The sequence below is a fragment of the Nonlabens ponticola genome (assembly GCF_003966335.1).
GTDB classification, from domain to species: domain Bacteria; phylum Bacteroidota; class Bacteroidia; order Flavobacteriales; family Flavobacteriaceae; genus Nonlabens; species Nonlabens ponticola.
The window spans coordinates 1,159,679-1,185,134 of sequence record NZ_CP034549.1; the positions used below are offsets into that span (position 1 = coordinate 1,159,679).

Here is a 25,456-nt window from a genome sequence, read left to right on the forward strand (position 1 = left end):
ATGAATAACTTTACTCGTTCCCTATCTGTTTTAAGGAGTACTAGTTTATTGAAGTTCCCTATACTTCTAGCGATTCTACTAGCCTCATTGCAGTCTATAGCTCAGTCAGATCCAGTATTCCCTAATACCGCGAGACTTATTGAAGGTACTGATTTGCAGGAAGGTGCTGTGTATTTATTGCCTAATGCGGTAGAAGCCGGCGTTAATGGTACTGAAAACGCAGATGCCTTGTTAACCATTGTTGATATTATAGGTACTGCATCGGTAAATTCAATCGATATTACTCAAATAGAGCAAACCTATTTTGAGCCTAGTATTACATATCGAGCGGCTGGTGACGCGGTAGAATTCGAGATGATCTTTATAAGATCTGGCTCTGCAGAGCCAAATCTTGAAGATGCAGTAAAGCTGCCTATCGATAGTTATTCGATGGCGGTCATAGATTTAGATGGTGCTGAATTTGCTAACATACTTGTACCTGCGAGTTATACACTAGATAATAATACGCAACTTACTGATATAGTGACACCTGGTGATCCATATGTTCAGTTTACCAGCCCTCAAAATCCATTTGCCGCTGGAGCCAGCATAGCAAATACTGAATACATTGTTCAGGTCAATTATGTTGACGTAAGCCGGGTCAACTTTATCCTAGGTAGAAATGTCAATGCTACCTCTACCAGAAATATCTCCATAAGTTTTTTAGGTGATGTTAATTTCACGGCCCAAAACTCTACAACTAACGAGGTGAATAATCCGCCTCTGGTCGTTAACCAACAAGGTTCTACACGTTTTAATACAACCAGTATAAGCTTTGATCTACTTGATGGATCGTCTGATCCCCAAGGAAATATAGATCCCAGCACACTGTTTTTGGTGGATCCGAATGATGCAAATAACTTTGGTGAGGTAGGTACGCCTCTCACAATTCCAGGTCAAGGAACCTATGTCGTGCAAAACGATGCTACTGTGACCTTTGATCCAGAGACTGGTTTCTTGGGGAACGCAGTCGTCAATTTTAGGGTAGAGGATCTGCCAGGCGCTACTTCCAATACTGCTAGCTTAATTGTTAATGTTGATAGGGATTCTGATGGTGACGGGATTGATGATTCGGTCGATCTTGATGATGATAATGATGGTATTCCAGATCTAATTGAAGCAGGTGGTCAGGTCAATGACTCTGCAGATTGTAGTGGTGGTCAATTGAATTTTGCTGCGGCAAATGCAACATTGGAGTCAGGTAGTGATAATGGCGTTGTTGATGAAGGTGATGTTTTTAGATTTGCCAATGTCCAGACTAATCCTGGAGTGGATGCTTTAATTACCATTGTTAATTATGACAGTGCGCAAATTGTCGATATAGATGATGAGACCGTTGGAGTTGGTTTTGCAGAAGGTTTTCAACCACGTATTCAATATATAGGTGCTGGTAATCCTGGCGTTGATTTACTTTTTAGTTTCGTAGAGTCGGGTACTAATAACCCGGTAACGCTAGATTCATTTTCTGGTGTGGTAAATGATGTGGATGGAACTGGCGTTCGTGAGGCATATGTTATAAACGATCCAGCCTTTTACGCTCTTAATAATCCAACCAATCTTGTCGCTACTAATTTAGGTGGCGGCAACATAAGATTTTCGGCTGATGGTCAATCAGATCAAGCCAGTATTGGAACTGCTCCCGAATATCAAGGTTATTTTCAATTCAACAATGTACAGCAAGTACCTTTGCGTGTAGAGTTTTTAAACCCTAACAACAACACGCGAACAAGACAATTTAGTATACTCATTGATGAGTGCGCTATCAATTCTTTTGATGAGCCACTTGTAGTAATTGATACAGAAAATGCACCAGATAGCGATGGCGATGGCATTGATGATTATCTGGATTTAGACTCTGATAATGACGGTATCTATGATGTGGTAGAGGCCGGTCATGACGCAGCACAATCAAATGGTGTATTGACTGGACCGGTAGGAACAGACGGTATTCCAGATGCAGTGCAAGATGCTGGCGATGAGGATAGCGGCGAGGTCAATTACACACTTGTAAATTCAGATTCTGTTGGTGAGCCAGATTATTTAGATCTTGATAGTGACGGTGATGGATGTACTGATAGTAATGAAGCCTATGCAGATTCAAATGCTGATGGCGACGATGATGGTCAATTCGGTAGTGGATTACCCGCTGCGACAAACAATAATGGTACAGTAGCTTCCGCTAGTTACAATGCACCTGCGGACCAGAATTCTAATAGTGTAGCAGACTTTCGCGAAAGCGGTCCAGACGTCAATGGCGACAATAGGCCAGACGCCTGTTTTCCTCCTGTAGATTCTGACGGAGATACCGTTTTTGACAATAGAGATCTTGACGATGATAATGATGGTATCCTTGATATAGTTGAGGAATTAGGATTTGACGACAGTAATTGTGATCAACCAGAGGTAAACATAATCGGGACTAATGCAAACCTTGAATCGGGAACCGCCGGTGAGATAGGTGCTGTTTATAGATTTCCCAATGCTATCCCATCGCAAAATCGTGACGTTTTAGTTACGATTGTTGATAAGTCAGATGCGGCGACCCTTATCGATATTGATACACCTAATGGAAATCAATTGCGCAACGTTGCCTTAAGACCTCGTATAAGGGACAACAATCTTACTGATGGTGTAGCCGCAACCGTGACTTTTGAGCTTACTGTTGTTGAAAATGGACAAAATACACCACTGACGATTGAAAGATTTGGTGGTATTGCTGGTGATATAGATGGTGTCAATCCTGGTAATGAGGTGGTTACCATAATTGATCCAGATTATCTTGCGGTTGATGAGACTACTTTGCTTTCGCGAAATGACTTACCTAACGATCGCTACGAGTATCCTAGTCCCGTAGGAGCAAATAATGTGACCGAGGAGAGAAAAGCGGTCTTTTTTGCCTACAACTCTCCGAGAACCTCTGTAGAAATACAATTAGGTGTAAACGGATCCTCTGATTCTGGTACAACTACAGATGACGAGCGATTAGGTCTAGTAACTTTTGGTGAATGTACGATCAACACCTTACCAGACCCTAATCTTGATGTAATAAATGGCCGCGATCCAGACGGTGACGGTATCCCAAATTCCCGTGATATTGACGCTGATAACGATGGTATCATTGATATAGTTGAAAATGGAAACGGTGATCTTGACGCAGACGGTGATGGCATAATTGATGGCCCAGTAGGCAGTAACGGTGTTCCTGATAGTGTTGAGAATGGTGGTGCTGATTCTGGAGACGTTGATTTTCCAGATGATTTTGACAATGATGATATTTTAAATTTCCTTGACCTTGACTCTGACGATGACAGCATTGCAGACAATGTAGAAGGTCAACCTACAGATTCTTACCAGACTCCAGTAGCAGGCGATGGCAATAATAATGGTCTGTTAGATATCTATGAGCAAGGTGGTACCACTGGTATTGACCCAGAAAATACAGATGGTACAGATGGTCCTGACTTTTTAGACCTGGACTCTGACAATGATTCCATCAGTGATCTAAATGAGGCAAACGATGACAACCTCGATGGTATAGCAGATATTCAGCCCTCAGGAGATGATGTAGATGAAGATGGTCTTGACGACGCTTTTGATAGCGATGCAAATGATTTTGGAGATTTAAATGGTGGGTTTGTAGATACAGACCCTGCTGCAGATCTTACTAATAGTGATGGCGCTGATGATGTAAATTATCGTGACACAGATGATGACAATGATGGGACGCTCACTAGCGATGAGGTTACAGACCCAAATAATCCAGAAGATGGAAACGGTAATGGAATTCCAGACTTCCTAGAAAATATAGACACAGATGGTGACGGAATTCAAGACGATGTTGATGTCGATGATGACAACGATGGTATTCTAGACACGGTCGAAGGTCAAGGTGATCGTGATAATGATGGTATTCCTAATTCTCTCGATCTAGATTCTGATGGCGATGGGCTACCAGATAATATCGAGGCTCAAACTACCTTAGGCTATGTAGTGCCTCTAGATAGTGACAATGATGGTATTCCAGATGTAAATGCAAATGGTTTACCTACTTCTTATGATTTTAATGGTGACGGTTTAGGGTTACTACCTGTAAATACTGACAACGCAGATCAGCCTGACTACCTGGACTTAAACTCTGATAATCAAGGTGATAACGATACAGTTGAGGCTGGCATCACGCTAACTGGCGATGACACAGATGGTGACGGTCTAGATGATGCTACAGATGAGACTGACTCACCAGCTGGCAACTATGCAGATCCTAATGGAACCATTGATGACCCAGCGCTTCTACCAGATACCGATGGTGATTTGAATTCTGGAGGTAATGTTGATTTTAGAGATAGAACCTTGCCTAACGATGCAGATGGTGATGGCGTTCTGGACAAAGATGATCTTGATGATGATAACGATGGTATCAGTGATATTACGGAAGGTTTAGAGTTTTTCGTTGATGATTCTGCTACGTGTAGCGGTATCGATTATGAGTTTAACGGCGGCACATTAATCGCTGGAACTGCAGGTCAAGTAGGTGCTAGATATAGATTTAGCAATGTGGCGCCTGGCCTTGACGCTATTATACAAATCACCCAACGCAGTGCAGGTGCTACACTTGCAAGTATCGATCAAAATTTAGGTGATGGTTCTGCATGGCAGCCATCCATCAGCTACTCTGCAGCTTCAAATGGTGATCTTACCATGACATTTAGAGTAGAGCTGGTAACTACTGGAACCCAAACGCTTGCCACGGTTGATCGCATAGGTGGCGTCATTCAAGATATTGACAGCGATGGTACCGGTAGAATTAGAGAATTTTATAGATTATCAAACTTAGATAATTACACCGTTGACGCTAACACTAGAGTCATCGCTCAAGAGCTAGGTGGTGGTCAGTTCCAGTTCCGTGCAAATGGTACTGGTAGCGCGCCTATTGAGCCTATCGACACAGATCCTGCTTACAAGGTGTTCTTCCAGAGACAAGACGTAAATCAGTTTACCTATGTAATAGGTGTAACTAAAAATATTAATCAAGCACAGACTAGATTCTACAGCGCTCGATTTGACGAGTGTCGTATTAACACATTTGACGAGCCAGTAGTCGTTATCGTCAATGCACCAGATACTGACAATGATGGAACCCCTAATTATTTAGATACAGATTCAGATAATGATGGTTGTAATGATACCATTGAGGCTGGTTTTGTTGATGCTTTCGCGAAAGCGGACGAAGACGGATTCCTAGGTAACGGTACACCAGTTGTAGAACCATCAAATGGTTTAGTGACAAGTGGTAACAATGGCGAAGGTTACACAGAACCTAGAGACGCAAACAACAATGGCATTTTTGATTTCTTAGAAGCTGGATATTCAGAGGCTTGTAATGATACAGACGGCGATGGTATAAATGACCTAGTCGACATCGACGATGACAACGACGGTATCTTGGATACCGATGAGGATGCAGATGATGATGGTGACGGCAACCCGTTCACGGATCCTACGGATACTGACAATGATGGTATCCCAGACTTCCTTGACCAGGATGCAGATGGTGATGGTATCCCAGATAATGTAGAGGGCCAGACCACCGATGGTTATGTGGAGCCTAGTGGCAATGATACCGATGGCAATGGTCTTGATGATGCCTATGAGGCGACTCCAGGCTCTGGTGATGGTATCAATGTAGAGGATACGGACACTGACGGCACACCTGACTATCAGGATACGGACTCAGACGACGATGGCGTCAACGATATCTTTGAGGGAACCGATAGAGACGGTGATGGCACTCCAGATGTGGTTCCAGCAGGAACAGATACGGACAACGACGGTATCGACGACAACTTTGATGATACTGATGGTTATGCAGATCCTAACGGTAACCAGGTAACAAACGATCCAGAGACAGAGCTTGCCAATATTGATGGTGATGAGCAGCCCAACTACCGTGATAGAGATGATGATGGTGACAACGTGCTTACCGCAGACGAGAACCCAGACCCTAACGGCGATGGCGATCCTAGCGACGCGCAGGATACCGACAATGATGGCATCCCAGATTATCTGGATACGGACGATGACGGCGACGGCATAGACACCGCAGATGAGGACTATGACGGTGATGATGATCCAACGGATCAGGACAGCGACAACGATGGCATCCCAGATTACTTAGATGATGATGATGACGGTGACAACGTTCTTACCGCAGATGAGACCCCAGATCCTAACGGTGATGGTAATATCGACGACGCACAGGATACTGATAGTGACGGTATCCCAGATTACCTAGATGAGGATGATGACGGCGATGGCATTGATACGGTCAATGAAGATTATGATGGTGACAATGATCCAACAGATCAGGATAGCGATAGTGACGGCATTCCAGATTATCTAGATGAGGATGATGATAACGATGGCATCGATACGATCGACGAGAATCCAGACCCTAACGGTGATGGTGATCCAGCCGATGCACAGGATAGCAATGGCGATGGTGTTCCAGACTACCTGGATACTACAGATATCGATGGTGATGGAATCGTGGATTCTGTCGACATCGACGATGACAACGACGGTATCTTGGATACTGATGAGGATGCAGATGATGACGGTGACGGCAACCCGTTCACGGATCCTACGGATACTGACAATGATGGTATCCCAGACTTCCTTGACCAGGATGCAGATGGTGATGGTATCCCAGATAATGTAGAGGGCCAGACCACCGATGGTTATGTGGAGCCTAGTGGCAATGATACCGATGGCAATGGTCTTGATGATGCCTATGAGGCGACTCCAGGCTCTGGTGATGGTATCAATGTAGAGGATACGGACACTGACGGCACACCTGACTATCAGGATACGGACTCAGACGACGATGGCGTCAACGATATCTTTGAGGGAACCGATAGAGACGGTGATGGCACTCCAGATGTGGTTCCAGCAGGAACAGATACGGACAACGACGGTATCGACGACAACTTTGATGATACTGATGGTTATGCAGATCCTAACGGTAACCAGGTAACAAACGATCCAGAGACAGAGCTTGCCAATATTGATGGTGATGAGCAGCCCAACTACCGTGATAGAGATGATGATGGTGACAACGTGCTTACCGCAGACGAGAACCCAGACCCTAACGGCGATGGCGATCCTAGCGACGCGCAGGATACCGACAATGATGGCATCCCAGATTATCTGGATACGGACGATGACGGCGACGGCATAGACACCGCAGATGAGGACTATGACGGTGATGATGATCCAACGGATCAGGACAGCGACAACGATGGCATCCCAGATTACTTAGATGATGATGATGACGGTGACAACGTTCTTACCGCAGATGAGACCCCAGATCCTAACGGTGATGGTAATATCGACGACGCACAGGATACTGATAGTGACGGTATCCCAGATTACCTAGATGAGGATGATGACGGCGATGGCATTGATACGGTCAATGAAGATTATGATGGTGACAATGATCCAACAGATCAGGATAGCGATAGTGACGGCATTCCAGATTATCTAGATGAGGATGATGATAACGATGGCATCGATACGATCGACGAGAATCCAGACCCTAACGGTGATGGTGATCCAGCCGATGCACAGGATAGCAATGGCGATGGTGTTCCAGACTACCTGGATACTACAGATATCGATGGTGATGGAATCGTGGATTCTGTCGACATCGACGATGACAACGACGGTATCTTGGATACTGATGAGGATGCAGATGATGACGGTGACGGCAACCCGTTCACGGATCCTACGGATACTGACAATGATGGTATCCCAGACTTCCTTGACCAGGATGCAGATGGTGATGGTATCCCAGATAATGTAGAGGGCCAGACCACCGATGGTTATGTGGAGCCTAGTGGCAATGATACCGATGGCAATGGTCTTGATGATGCCTATGAGGCGACTCCAGGCTCTGGTGATGGTATCAATGTAGAGGATACGGACACTGACGGCACACCTGACTATCAGGATACGGACTCAGACGACGATGGCGTCAACGATATCTTTGAGGGAACCGATAGAGACGGTGATGGCACTCCAGATGTGGTTCCAGCAGGAACAGATACGGACAACGACGGTATCGACGACAACTTTGATGATACTGATGGTTATGCAGATCCTAACGGTAACCAGGTAACAAACGATCCAGAGACAGAGCTTGCCAATATTGATGGTGATGAGCAGCCCAACTACCGTGATAGAGATGATGATGGTGACAACGTGCTTACCGCAGACGAGAACCCAGACCCTAACGGCGATGGCGATCCTAGCGACGCGCAGGATACCGACAATGATGGCATCCCAGATTATCTGGATACGGACGATGACGGCGACGGCATAGATACGGCGGATGAGGACTATGACGGCGATGATGATCCAACAGATCAGGACAGCGACAACGACGGCATTCCAGATTATTTGGATACGGATGATGACGATGACAACGTGCCTACGGCAGATGAGAACCCAGACCCTAACGGTGATGGTAATATCGACGATGCACAGGATACTGATAGTGACGGTATCCCAGATTACCTGGATGAGGATGATGACGGCGACGGCATTGATACGGTCAATGAAGATTATGATGGTGACAACGATCCAACAGATCAGGATAGTGATAATGACGGCATTCCAGATTATCTAGATGACGATGATGATAATGACGGCATTGACACGATCGACGAGAATCCAGACCCTAACGGTGATGGTGATCCAACCGATGCACAGGATAGCAATGGCGATGGTGTTCCAGACTACCTGGATACTACAGATACCGATGCTGATGGAATCGTGGATTCTGTCGACATCGACGATGACAACGACGGTATTTTGGATACCGATGAGGATGCAGACAATGACGGTGACGGCAACCCGTTCACGGATCCTACGGATACTGACAATGATGGTATTCCAGACTTCCTTGACCAGGATGCCGATGGTGATGGTATCCCAGATAATGTAGAGGGCCAGACCACCGATGGTTATGTGGAGCCTAGTGGCAATGATACCGATGGCAATGGTCTTGATGATGCCTATGAGGCGACTCCAGGCTCTGGTGATGGTATCAATGTAGAGGATACGGACACTGACGGCACACCTGACTATCAGGATACGGACTCAGACGACGATGGCGTCAACGATATCTTTGAGGGAACCGATAGAGATGGCGATGGCACTCCAGATGTGGTTCCAGCAGGAACAGATACGGACAACGACGGTATCGACGACAACTTTGATGATACTGATGGTTATGCAGATCCTAACGGTAACCAGGTAACAAACGATCCAGAGACAGAGCTTGCCAATATTGATGGTGATGAGCAGCCCAACTACCGTGATAGAGATGATGATGGTGACAACGTGCTTACCGCAGACGAGAACCCAGACCCTAACGGCGATGGCGATCCTAGCGATGCGCAGGATACCGACAATGATGGCATCCCAGATTATCTGGATACGGACGATGACGGCGACGGCATAGACACGGCGGATGAGGACTATGACGGCGATGATGACCCAAAGAATCAGGACTCAGACAACGACGGCATTCCAGATTATTTGGATACGGATGATGACGATGACAACGTGCCTACGGCAGATGAGAACCCAGACCCTAACGGTGATGGTAATATCGACGATGCACAGGATACTGATAGTGACGGTATCCCAGATTACCTGGATGAAGATGATGACGGTGATGGCATTGACACAGTTGATGAGAATCCAGATCCTAACGGTGATGGAAACGTCGATGATGCACAGGATACTGATGGCGATGGCATTCCAGATTATTTAGATGTTGATGATAGGGATGGTGATGGTATACCAGACGCATTAGATATTGATGATGATAATGACGGTATTCTTGACAGTGTAGAGAATGGTGGGCAGGATCCTTTTGAGGATGACGATAATGACGGTGTTCCTAATTTCAGAGATACTGACTTTGGTGCAGATGCTAACAACGACGGTGTTGTAGATAGCTTTGATAGTGACGATGATGGAATCATTAATCAATTTGATCAAGATTCAGACGGTGATGGTATTCCAGATAATGTCGAGGCTCAGTTTACTGATACTTATCAGGAACCAACTGGTGCAGACAATAATAATGATGGTCTCAACGATGATTATGCTCCTAATGGTATAACTCCAGTTGATTCAGATAATGATGGTACACCAGACTATTTGGATGATGATTCAGATGATGATGGCATTACTGATGCTATAGAAGGCTTTGATTTTGATAATGATGGTGTCGCAGACTCTGTTCCTAGCGGTGTCGACAATGATGGCGATGGTTTCGATGATAATTTTGATGCTACCACAGATCCAGCGGACGCCTACGATGATCCTAATGGTAATTTAGTTTCTAATGACCCTGCAAATGAACTGAACAATACAGATGGCGAGGATGAACCAGATTATCGTGATACAGATGATGACAATGATAATGTCTTAACTGATGTAGAGGTAACTGATAATGACAATCCAGAAGATTCTGATAACGATGGTATTCCAGATTATCTGGATGCAGATGATCGTGACGGTGATGGCATTCCAGACACTGTAGATATTGATGATGACAATGACGGGGTTTTAGACAGCGTAGAAAACGGTGGTAATGATCCATTTAATGATACTGACAATGATGGTGTAGCAGATTTGTTTGACACAGACTTTGGTCCAGATTCAAATAATGATAGTATCGTTGATAGTTTTGATAGCGATCTTGATGGTATCATCGATCAATTTGATCAGGACTCAGATGACGATGGTATTCCAGACAATGTCGAGGCACAGACTACTTCAGGATACACCGCACCTACCGGTAATGACGATGACAATGATGGTCTTGACAACGCATATGAGGCAAATGGTATAACACCTGTCGATACTGATAGTGATACGATCCCAGACTATTTAGATGATGATTCTGATGATGATGGTATTTCTGATAATATAGAAGGATTTGATTTTGATAATGATGGCGTTGTTGATATCGCTTTCGCGGAAGCGGACAATGATAACGACGGTCTGGACGACAATTTTGATTCAACCACAGATCCAGCTGATGCTTATGATGATCCTAACGGAAACGTCGTCTCTAACGATCCAGCTAATGAGCTAAATAATACTGACGGTGCAGATGAACCAGATTATCGTGATGCTGATGATGATAATGATGGTGTTGATACGGATGACGAGGTAACAGATAATGACAACCCAGAAGATTCTGATAACGACGGTATACCAGACTATCTAGATGCAGATGACAATGACGGTGATGGTATTCCGGATACTGTAGATGTAGATGATGATAATGATGGTATTGCAGATGTTGTTGAAAATGGCGGCAACGATCCTTTCGGAGATGACGACAGTGATGGTATCGCAAATTTCCTAGACGTTGATGGTACTAATGATTCTAATAATGATGGAATTGTTGATGACTTTGATCAAGACTTAGATGGTATCGTCAATCAGTTTGATCTAGACGCAGATGGTGATGGATTGACAGATGTATTTGAATCAGGCAACGCTGCTCTTGACACAAACGATGATGGATTAATCGATAGTCAAGATGCTGGATTCACCGACTCTCCTGCAAATGGACAAGCCGATAACACAGAAGGTACAACACCAATCGACAGTGATGGTGATGGCGTTGCCGATTATCTTGACATTGATTCAGATAACGATGGTATAATTGATAATCTTGAAATTCAGGATTCTGCAAATACGACAAGGCCAACAGGACAAGATGATGATGGTGATGGAACTGACAATGCCTATGATGCTGATAATGGAGGAACTCCAATCTTAACACCAGAAAATACTGATAGTGATACACAACCAGATTATCTAGATATCGACTCCGATGACGACGGTATTATCGATAATATTGAATGGCAGACAACTTCTGGATATTTAGAACCTACTGCCGATACTGATGGCAACGGTCTGGCAGATAATTATGAGACTAGAGCAGGTTCTAATACCCCAATTAGACTTCCTGTAAATACTGATGGGGCTGATAATCCAGATTATCGAGACCTAGATTCAGACGATGACGGTCTTACAGATAATGACGAGGTTTACAACTTGCCTCCAGCAAATCTTGATTCAGATAATGATGGTCTAGATGACGCCTATGACAATGATGACGTGGGTGGACTTGATGGTCCTGATGCGGCTACAAACGGCAACATGAATGGTCCAGATGGTGGTAGCGTTCAAGATTTCCCTAATGTTCAAAATCCTTTAACTGCAGAGGTTGATTTCAGAGACGAGACGGACCCTAATGTCCCAGTAGATACTGATGGTGATTTAGTCAATGATAGCAATGACATTGATGATGATAATGATGGTATTCTTGACTCTATCGAGAGTTTAGGATTCGTGCCTACTAACGTTATGGGTGACGACTGTGGCTTGCCAGGTGCAAGTTTTACTAATCCTACCTACGTAGCTTCAAGTGCACCAGATGGCACAGTCGGTGCGATCTACAGATTTGAGGATGTAGCTACCTACCCAACCGTGGGAATGGTAGATGCTTTGATTGAAATTACCGAAATCACTGGTGGAGCGACCTTGGTAACCATTGATAATGAAACCACAGGTGATGTGAATGCATGGCAACCAGAATTCACCGTACCTACACCTCAAGGAAATAATTCTAATATGTCATTCAGAGTGACATTTGTATTAGATAATACTAACACGAGGTTTAATGTTGGCAGATTTGGAGGTACTATTTATGACATAGATGGTGCTAATGCACGTGAGTCGGTCATTTTAAGTAGACCGGGATTGTATGCTGTTGATAATGAAACTTTGCTTACTGTAAATCAGGATCAGTCTTCAGGCGATGTGACTATTGTCGGACCCGATGATACCTATGTAGGAGTAGATTTATCGGCTAGGCTTGCTGTCTATTTCAACTACTATAATAGTTCAAGTTTTAACATCGAGTTCTCTGGACAATTACTCAGTACTACTTCCAACGTCTACTTAGGATCGGTTTTGTTCGATGTTTGTTCTATAAATGGACTTTTTGAAGGCAACACGGCTTCGGCTAATCCTACGCAGACTACTGGTACTAGTGAACCATCTGGTCCAGGTACATTCGCAGTTTATACTGTTAATGATGGTATAGATAGTGACGGTGATGGTATTTCAGATGAATTAGATATTGATTCAGATAATGATGGAATTCCTGATAACCTAGAGGCCCAAACCACAGAAGATTATGATGCGCCTGGCACAACAGACTCAGATGGTGATGGTCTATTAGATCCATATGAAGGAAGCGGTGATGAAGGTTTGACTCCAGTAGATACTGACGATGATGGAACTTCAGATTATCTAGACCTTAATAGTGACGATGACAACTTCTCTGATCAACAAGAATCAGGTAATGCACCTGCCGTTTCAGAGGCTGACTCAGATGGCGATGGTTTGCTAGACGACTATGACAACGTTGACAACACAGGAGTAGCGTTTGATAGTAACGATATTTATGACAATGGTAGTAGTGATTTACCAAACACTCAAAATCCTACTACAGATGAAGTAGATTATCGTGAAGCGGCGGACAATGATAATGACGGTGTGCCGGACACAGAAGATCCAGATGATGATAATGATGGAATATTAGATACTGTCGAGGCTGATGGTAATGATCCTTTTGCTGATTTGGACGGCAACGGAATACCTGATTTCCAAGATGTAGATGCCACTAATGATAGCAACAATGATGGTATTGTTGATGCATTTGATACTGACCTGGATGGTAGAATCGACCAGTTTGATCAAGATGCAGATCACGATGGTATTCCAGACAATGTGGAAGCGCAGCCAAGCGATGCAGGTAGTTATGTAGAGCCCATAGGTGACTTAGATGGTGACGGTATCGATGATGCTTACGGTCCAGCAGGTATCACACCAGAAAATACAGATGGGACAGACTTACCTGACTATAAGGATCTAGATAGCGATAATGATAATGTGCCTGACCGGATCGAAGGTGATGATCTTGATAATGACGGTGTCGCTGACACGGCATTTATTGGAGATACTGATAATGATGGTTTGGACGATGCTTTCGATGGAAGTGTTGGTGACCTTGGTGATCCTAATGGTAGTTTGGTTACCAATGATCCTGCCAATGAGCTCAACAACAGTGATGGTGCCGATGAACCAGATTATCGCGATACAGATGATGACAATGACAATGTTCTGACAATCAATGAAGATGTAGATAATGATGGTGATCCAACAAATGACGATACTGATAATGACGGTACACCGAACTATCTAGACATAGATGATGATGGCGATGGTGTCGCTACAGCGGAAGAAGATTATGATGGTGATAATGACCCTACAAATCAGGATACAGATGGTGATACTATTCCAGATTATCTAGATGAAGATGATGATGGTGATGGTGTGAATACCATATTTGAAAACCCTAATCCTGACAATGATCTTGACCCAGATACTGGTGATACACAAGATTCTGATAATGACACAATACCAGACTACTTGGATATTGATGATGATGAGGATGGTATCAATACGATTGATGAGAATCCAGACCCTAATGGTGATGGCAATCCAGACGATGCAATAGATAGCGATGGTGATGGTACGCCTGACTATTTAGATGCAGATGACCTTGATGGTGATGGTATTCCAGATACCGTAGATCTTGATGATGATAATGATGGTATCCTAGATTCTGTTGAGAACGGTGGCAATGATCCATTTGCAGATACGGACAATGACGGTATTCCTGACTTTATTGATGTGGATGGTGCAAATGACGCCAATAATGATGGTATCGTGGACTCATTTGACACAGATGGAGATGGTATAATTGACCAATTTGATCAAGATGCAGATAATGACGGTATTCCAGATAATGTAGAAGCACAAACTACAGATGGATATATAGCTCCTTTGCCAGGACCTAATAACGATGTAGATAACGACGGTGTAAATGATGCCTACGGTACTGCTGGATTAACTCCAGTTGATAGTGGTGGATCACCTCTGCCAGATTATCTCGATCTCGACAGTGATGGTGACAACGTTCCAGATCGCATTGAAGGTGATGACATTGATAATGATGGAGTTGCTGATACAACCTTACTGGGAGATTCTGATAATGACGGTCTCGACGACGCTTTTGATGGTAGTGTAGGAGACTTTGAAGATCCTAATGGTAGCATTGTCGATGATAATCCTAGAGTTGAGTTGAATAATACTGATGGCGAGGATGAACCAGATTATCGTGATACCGATGATGATAATGATAATGTTTTAACCATTGACGAGGACGTTGACGGAGATAATGATCCTACAAATGACGATAGCGACAATGACGGTACACCAGACTATCTGGATACGGACGATGATGGTGATGGCATAGATACTGCCAACGAGGACTATGATGGCGACAACGATCCTACCAACCAGGACAGTGACGGCGATGGTATCGCGGACTACCTGGATACGGACGATGACGGCGACAACATAGATACTGCCGATGAGAACCCAGATGTTGATGGTGACGGCGATGGCGCCGATGGCCAGGACAGTGATGGCGACACGATACCGGACTACCTAGACCAGGACGATGACGGTGATGGCATCGACACGATCTTCGAGGACTACGACGGTGACGATGATCCTACCAACCAGGACAGCGACAATGATGGTACACCAGACTACCTGGATACCGATGACGACGAGGATGGCATCAACACGATCGATGAGAACCCAGACCCTAACGGTGATGGCAATCCAGACGATGCGGTGGACAGCGACAATGACGGTACGCCAGACTATCTGGATACCGATGATGCCGATGGTGATGGTATCGTAGATACGGTAGACCTGGATGATGACAACGATGGTATCCTGGATACGGATGAGGATCCTAACCTAGATGGTGATGACAATCCATTCACCAATCCATTGGACAGCGACAACGATGGTCTTCCAGACTTCTTGGACCAGGATGCAGACGGCGATGGTATCCCGGATAACGTTGAGGGACAGACCACCGATGGTTACATACCACCAAGTGGAAACGATACAGACGGCAATGGTCTGGATGATGCCTATGAGAATACGCCAGGAAGTGGCGAGGGCATCTCAGTTGTAGACACGGATGAGGACGGTACACCTGACTATATAGATGAGGATAGTGACGATGATGGCGTGGATGATCTATATGAGGCTACAGACCGTGATAATGACGGTATTGCAGATGTGCTTCCATCAGGAAACGATGCAGACGGCGACGGTCTTGACGACAACTTTGATGCGAGCAACGGCTTTGATACGCCTAACGGTAATCAGGTCACTACAGATCCAGACACCGACCTGAACAATACGGATGGTGATGAGGAGCCAAACTACCGTGATACGGATGACGATGGCGACAATGTAGATACGATCGATGAGAACCCAGATCCAAACGGTGACGGTAATCCGGACGATGCGCAGGATAGCGACAATGACGGTACACCAGACTATCTGGATACGGACGATGATGGTGATGGCATAGATACTGCCAACGAGGACTATGATGGCGACAACGATCCTACCAACCAGGACAGTGACGGTGATGGTATCGCGGACTACCTGGATACGGATGATGACGGCGACAACATAGATACTGCCGATGAGAACCCAGATGTTGATGGTGACGGCGATGGCGCCGATGGCCAGGACAGTGATGGCGACACGATACCGGACTACCTAGACCAGGACGATGACGGTGATGGCATCGACACGATCTTCGAGGACTACGACGGTGACGATGATCCTACCAACCAGGACAGCGACAATGATGGTACACCAGACTACCTGGATACCGATGACGACGAGGATGGCATCAACACGATCGATGAGAACCCAGACCCTAACGGTGATGGCAATCCAGACGATGCGGTGGACAGCGACAATGACGGTACGCCAGACTATCTGGATACCGATGATGCCGATGGTGATAGTATCGTAGATACGGTAGACCTGGATGATGACAACGATGGTATCCTGGATACGGATGAGGATCCTAACCTAGATGGTGATGACAATCCATTCACCAATCCATTGGACAGCGACAACGATGGTCTTCCAGACTTCTTGGACCAGGATGCAGACGGCGATGGTATCCCGGATAACGTTGAGGGACAGACCACCGATGGTTACATACCACCAAGTGGAAACGATACAGACGGCAATGGTCTGGATGATGCCTATGAGAATACGCCAGGAAGTGGCGAGGGCATCTCAGTTGTAGACACGGATGAGGACGGTACACCTGACTATATAGATGAGGATAGTGACGATGATGGCGTGGATGATCTATATGAGGCTACAGACCGTGATAATGACGGTATTGCAGATGTGCTTCCATCAGGAAACGATGCAGACGGCGACGGTCTTGACGACAACTTTGATGCGAGCAACGGCTTTGATACGCCTAACGGTAATCAGGTCACTACAGATCCAGACACCGACCTGAACAATACGGATGGTGATGAGGAGCCAAACTACCGTGATACGGATGACGATGGCGACAATGTAGATACGATCGATGAGAACCCAGATCCAAACGGTGACGGTAATCCGGACGATGCGCAGGATAGCGACAATGACGGTACACCAGACTATCTGGATACGGACGATGATGGTGATGGCATAGATACTGCCAACGAGGACTATGATGGCGACAACGATCCTACCAACCAGGACAGTGACGGTGATGGTATCGCGGACTACCTGGATACGGATGATGACGGCGACAACATAGATACTGCCGATGAGAACCCAGATGTTGATGGTGACGGCGATGGCGCCGATGGCCAGGACAGTGATGGCGACACGATACCGGACTACCTAGACCAGGACGATGACGGTGATGGCATCGACACGATCTTCGAGGACTACGACGGTGACGATGATCCTACCAACCAGGACAGCGACAATGATGGTACACCAGACTACCTGGATACCGATGACGACGAGGATGGCATCAACACGATCGATGAGAACCCAGACCCTAACGGTGATGGCAATCCAGACGATGCGGTGGACAGCGACAATGACGGTACGCCAGACTATCTGGATACCGATGATGCCGATGGTGATAGTATCGTAGATACGGTAGACCTGGATGATGACAACGATGGTATCCTGGATACGGATGAGGATCCTAACCTAGATGGTGATGACAATCCATTCACCAATCCATTGGACAGCGACAACGATGGTCTTCCAGACTTCTTGGACCAGGATGCAGACGGCGATGGTATCCCGGATAACGTTGAGGGACAGACCACCGATGGTTACATACCACCAAGTGGAAACGATACAGACGGCAATGGTCTGGATGATGCCTATGAGAATACGCCAGGAAGTGGCGAGGGCATCTCAGTTGTAGACACGGATGAGGACGGTACACCTGACTATATAGATGAGGATAGTGACGATGATGGCGTGGATGATCTATATGAGGCTACAGACCGTGATAATGACGGTATTGCAGATGTGCTTCCATCAGGAAACGATGCAGACGGCGACGGTCTTGACGACAACTTTGATGCGAGCAACGGCTTTGATACGCCTAACGGTAATCAGGTCACTACAGATCCAGACACCGACCTGAACAATACGGATGGTGATGAGGAGCCAAACTACCGTGATACGGATGACGATGGCGACAATGTAGATACGATCGATGAGAACCCAGATCCAAACGGTGACGGTAATCCGGACGATGCGCAGGATAGCGACAATGACGGTACACCAGACTATCTGGATACGGACGATGATGGTGATGGCATAGATACTGCCAACGAGGACTATGATGGCGACAACGATCCTACCAACCAGGACAGTGACGGTGATGGTATCGCGGACTACCTGGATACGGATGATGACGGCGACAACATAGATACTGCCGATGAGAACCCAGATGTTGATGGTGACGGCGATGGCGCCGACGGCCAGGACAGTGATGGCGATACGATACCGGACTACCTAGACCAGGACGATGACGGTGATGGCATCGACACGATCTTCGAGGACTACGACGGTGACGATGATCCTACCAACCAGGACAGCGACAATGATGGTACACCAGACTACCTGGATACCGATGACGACGAGGATGGCATCAACACGATCGATGAGAACCCAGACCCTAACGGTGATGGCAATCCAGACGATGCGGTGGACAGCGACAATGACGGTACGCCAGACTATCTGGATACCGATGATGCCGATGGTGATAGTATCGTAGATACGGTAGACCTGGATGATGACAACGATGGTATCCTGGATACGGATGAGGATCCTAACCTAGATGGTGATGACAATCCATTCACCAATCCATTGGACAGCGACAACGATGGTCTTCCAGACTTCTTGGACCAGGATGCAGACGGCGATGGTATCCCGGATAACGTTGAGGGACAGACCACCGATGGTTACATACCACCAAGTGGAAACGATACAGACGGCAATGGTCTGGATGATGCCTATGAGAATACGCCAGGAAGTGGCGAGGGCATCTCAGTTGTAGACACGGATGAGGACGGTACACCTGACTATATAGATGAGGATAGTGACGATGATGGCGTGGATGATCTATATGAGGCTACAGACCGTGATAATGACGGTATTGCAGATGTGCTTCCATCAGGAAACGATGCAGACGGCGACGGTCTTGACGACAACTTTGATGCGAGCAACGGCTTTGATACGCCTAACGGTAATCAGGTCACTACAGATCCAGACACCGACCTGAACAATACGGATGGTGATGAGGAGCCAAACTACCGTGATACGGATGACGATGGCGACAATGTAGATACGATCGATGAGAACCCAGATCCAAACGGTGACGGTAATCCGGACGATGCGCAGGATAGCGACAATGACGGTACACCAGACTATCTGGATACGGACGATGATGGTGATGGCATAGATACTGCCAACGAGGACTATGATGGCGACAACGATCCTACCAACCAGGACAGTGACGGTGATGGTATCGCGGACTACCTGGATACGGATGATGACGGCGACAACATAGATACTGCCGATGAGAACCCAGATGTTGATGGTGACGGCGATGGCGCCGACGGCCAGGACAGTGATGGCGATACGATACCGGACTACCTAGACCAGGACGATGACGGTGATGGCATCGACACGATCTTCGAGGACTACGACGGTGACGATGATCCTACCAACCAGGACAGCGACAGTGACGGTACACCAGACTACCTGGATACCGATGACGACGAGGATGGAATAAATACCATTGACGAGAACCCAGATCCCAACGGTGATGGTAATCCAGACGATGCGGTGGACAGCGATAACGACGGCACGCCAGACTATCTGGACGCTCTAGACAGAGATGGCGATGGCATACCAGACCTATTTGATATCGACGATGATAATGACGGTATACTTGATGTTGTAGAAGGAGATGTTGATACAGACGGTGACGGAATTATTGATTCACTAGATCAGGACAGCGATGGTGATGGAATTCCAGATAACGTAGAAGGACAGTCTAGTTTTGATTACATCAATCCATCTGGTGTTGATGATGACGGTAACGGTTTAGATGATGCTTATGAGAATACACCTGGCTCTGGTGAAGGCGTAACACCTCAAGACACAGATTCAGATACTGTTCCAGATTATCTAGACACAGACAGTGATGACGATGGTGTATTTGACAGTACAGAAGGATTTGATTTTGACAGCGATGGACGTTCAGAGGTATTTCCTTCTGGTTCAGACATTGATCAGGATGGTCTTGACGATGCGTTTGACGGCAACAATATGGGTTATGAAGATCCTAATGGAGCTCAAGTAATTGATGATCCTCTTAATGATTTGGTTAACACTGATGGTGCTGATGATCTGGATTATAGAGATACAGATGATGATAACGATGGTATTCTCTCAGCAGATGAGGATAATGATCCTAATGGTGATGGTGACGGTGCAGATGCAAATGATGCAGACGGCGATGGCACGCCAGATTATCTAGATCCAGACGATAGCGATAATGATGATGACGGTATTCCAGATAACATTGATATCGATGATGATAATGATGGTATCCTTGATACGGTTGAAGGCACAGGAGACTTTGATGGTGATGGTGTTATCGACGCATTTGACCTGGACAGTGATAACGATGGTATTGCAGACAATGTAGAAGGTCAATCAACAGATGGTTACATTGCTCCTTCTGGAAATGACGATGATGGCAATGGTCTAGATGACGCTTACGAGGTAATTCCTGGTTCTGGTGAAGGTGTTACACCTAATAATCAGGATGGTGATGGCAACCCAGACTATATTGATATCGACTCAGATAACGATAATGTCGACGATTTCATTGAAGGTTTTGATTTTGATAATGATGGTATTCCTGATATCGCTTTCGCGGAAGCGGACACAGATAACAACGGGTTTGACGATGCATTTGATGGATTAACAGATGGATATGATGATGTGAACGGTCAAGTAGTGGACACAAATCCAGCAGAAGATCTATTGAATAGCGACGGTGAGGACGAGCTTGACTTTAGGGATACTGATGATGATAATGATGGTCTGTTGACCTTTGATGAAATTCCAGATCAAGATGGCGATCCAGATACCATAGATCCATTGGATTCTGATAATGATGGCATTCCAGATTATCTAGATGCTTTAGATACCGATAATGATGGTGTTCCAGATGCAGATGATGTTGATGACGATAATGATGGTATCCTTGATGTAGTAGAAGGTAATGGTGATTTTGACGGCGATGGTGTAATTGACTCATTAGATCTTGATAGTGATAACGATGGTATTGCAGACAATGTAGAAGGACAATCAACAGATGGATACATCGTTCCTTCAGGAAATGATGATGATGGCAATGGTCTTGATGATGCTTACGAGGTTACTCCAGGATCTGGTGAAGGCGTAACACCTAATAACCAGGATGGTGATGCAAATCCAGATTATCTAGATATCGATTCTGATAATGATAATGTTGACGATTTCATAGAAGGCTTTGATTTTGATAATGACGGTATTCCTGATATCGCTTTCGCGGAAGCGGATGCAGATAACAACGGGTTTGACGATGCATTTGATGGATTAACAGATGGATATGATGACGTGAACGGTCAGATTGTCGATACCGATCCAGCAGAAGATTTATTGAACAGCGACGGTGAAGACGAGTTGGACTTTAGAGATACTGATGATGATAACGATGGACTATTGACATTTGATGAGAATCCAGATCAAGATGGTGATCCAGATACTATTGATCCATTAGATTCCGATAACGACGGCATTCCAGATTATCTAGATGCAAGAGATACTGATAATGATGGTATTCCAGATATAGTTGATATCGATGATGATAATGATGGTATTTTGGATTCAGTGGAAGATCCTAATGTTGATGGCGATAACAATCCAGATACTAACGCTTTGGATTCTGACGGCGATGGCCTACCGGATTCTTTAGACTTAGATTCTGATAATGATGGTATTCCTGATAATGTTGAAGGACAAACTACTGATGACTATGCGAGCCCATCTGGAAATGATGATGATGGCAATGGTCTAGACGACGCTTATGAGGAAAATCCAGGTGACGGCGATGGTGTTGATCCTAATGATCAGGATGAAGATGGTATTCCAGATTATCTAGATGAAGATTCAGATGAGGATGGTACACTTGATAATGACGAGGCTTACGATGATGTGACTGAAGTTGGTGATAACAACAATAACGGTCTTGACGATGCTTATGAAGATGATCTGGCAGGAGATCCTTATGATGATGTCAACGGCGCTCTAGATAACGGTGCTAGTGATACTAATAATGATGATCTACCAGATACTGACGAGGTCGACTTTAGGGAAGCTATCGGTACGATCACAGGCTTCGTATTCAACGATGTTGATGGCGACGGCGTGTATGACGCAGATGTGGACGAGCTGTTCCCAGCAGGAACCGAGGTTGTACTAACCAGAGGTGACGACGATGATGACGAGGACAACGACCTAACCTTCACGGTAACGGTTGGTGAAGACGGAAACTGGAGTGCAGAAGTACCGGTAGGTGACTACACGGTAGACGTTGACGAGAGCACGCTTCCAGATGGTGGTGCAGGCTATGCACTGACCACTGGTGACAGTGATCCACAAGATGTGACTGTAAACAACGGTGAGACTACAGAGACTACGCCTGATGGATATCAAGCAGTAGGAACGATCACCGGCTTCGTATTCAACGATGTTGATGGTGATGGCGTGTACGATGAAGATGTGGACGAGCTGTTCCCAGCAGGAACCGAAGTGATCCTAACCAGAGATGACGACGATGATGACGACGACAACGACCTAACCTTCACGGTAACGGTTGATGAAGACGGAAACTGGAGTGCAGAAGTACCGGTAGGTGACTACACGGTAGACGTTGACGAGAGCACGCTTCCAGATGGTGGTGCAGGTTATGCACTGACTACTGGTGACAGTGATCCAGAAGAGGTGAGCGTTAACAACGGTGAGACTACAGAGACTACGCCTGATGGATATCAAGCAGTAGGAACGATTACAGGCTTCGTATTCAACGATGTTGATGGTGATGGCGTGTACGATGAAGATGTGGACGAGCTGTTCCCAGCAGGAACCGAAGTGATCCTAACCAGAGATGACGACGATGATGATGACGACAACGACCTAACCTTCACGGTAACGGTTGATGAAGACGGAAACTGGAGCGCAGAAGTACCGGTAGGTGACTACACGGTAGACGTTGACGAGAGTACGCTTCCAGATGGTGGTGCAGGCTATGCACTGACCACTGGTGACAGTGATCCAGAAGATGTGACTGTAAACAACGGTGAGACCACCGAGACTACGCCTGATGGATATCAAGCAGTAGGAACGATTACAGGCTTCGTATTCAACGATGTTGATGGTGATGGCGTGTACGATGAAGATGTGGACGAGCTGTTCCCAGCAGGAACCGAGGTGATTTTAACCAGAGGTGACGACGATGATGACGACGACAACGACCTGACCTTTACGGTAACGGTTGATGAAGACGGAAACTGGAGCGCAGAAGTACCGGTAGGTGACTACACGGTAGACGTTGGCGAGAGTACGCTTCCAGATGGTGGTGCAGGTTATGCACTGACCACTGGTGACAGTGATCCAGAAGATGTGACTGTAAACAACGGTGAGACTACAGAGACTACGCCTGATGGATATCAAGCAGTAGGAACGATCACAGGCTTCGTATTCAATGATGTTGATGGTGATGGCGTATACGACGCAGATGTAGACGAGCTGTTCCCAGCAGGAACCGAGGTGATTTTAACCAGAGGTGACGACGATGATGACGATGACAACGACCTGACCTTCACGGTAACGGTTGGTGAAGACGGCAACTGGAGTGAAGAGGTACCAGTAGGTGACTACACGGTAGACGTTGACGAGAGCACGCTTCCAGATGGTGGTGCAGGCTATGCACTGACCACTGGCGACAGTGATCCAGAAGAGGTGAGCGTTAACAACGGTGAGACTACAGAGACTACGCCTGATGGATATCAAGCAGTAGGAACGGTAACAGGCTTCGTATTCAACGATGTTGATGGTGATGGCGTATACGACGCAGATGTAGACGAGCTATTCCCAGCAGGAACTGAAGTTGTACTGACCAGAGGTGACGACGATGATGACGAGGACAACGACCTAACCTTCACGGTAACGGTTGGTGAAGACGGAAACTGGAGTGCAGAAGTACCGGTAGGTGACTACACGGTAGACGTTGACGAGAGCACGCTTCCAGATGGTGGTGCAGGCTATGCACTGACCACTGGTGACAGTGATCCAGAAGATGTGACTGTAAACAACGGTGAGACCACCGAGACTACGCCTGATGGATATCAAGCAGTAGGAACGATCACCGGCTTCGTATTCAACGATGTTGATGGTGATGGCGTGTACGATGAAGATGTGGACGAGCTGTTCCCAGCAGGAACCGAAGTGATCCTAACCAGAGATGACGACGATGATGACGACGACAACGACCTAACCTTCACGGTAACGGTTGATGAAGACGGAAACTGGAGTGCAGAAGTACCGGTAGGTGACTACACGGTAGACGTTGACGAGAGCACGCTTCCAGATGGTGGTGCAGGTTATGCACTGACTACTGGTGACAGTGATCCAGAAGAGGTGAGCGTTAACAACGGTGAGACTACAGAGACTACGCCTGATGGATATCAAGCAGTAGGAACGATTACAG

Annotated in this window: 1 protein-coding gene (only partly in view); it reads left to right on the forward strand. The window is 46.0% G+C overall.

Annotation, left to right across the window (positions count from 1 at the left end; genetic code table 11):
* Window positions 1-25,456, forward strand: the 5' portion of a protein-coding gene (locus tag EJ995_RS05240; RefSeq protein WP_126446330.1) for a T9SS type B sorting domain-containing protein. It continues 2,309 nt past the right edge of the window; 25,456 of the gene's 27,765 nt are visible here — the first part of the coding sequence; it begins with the start codon at window positions 1-3; its stop codon lies off the right edge, out of view.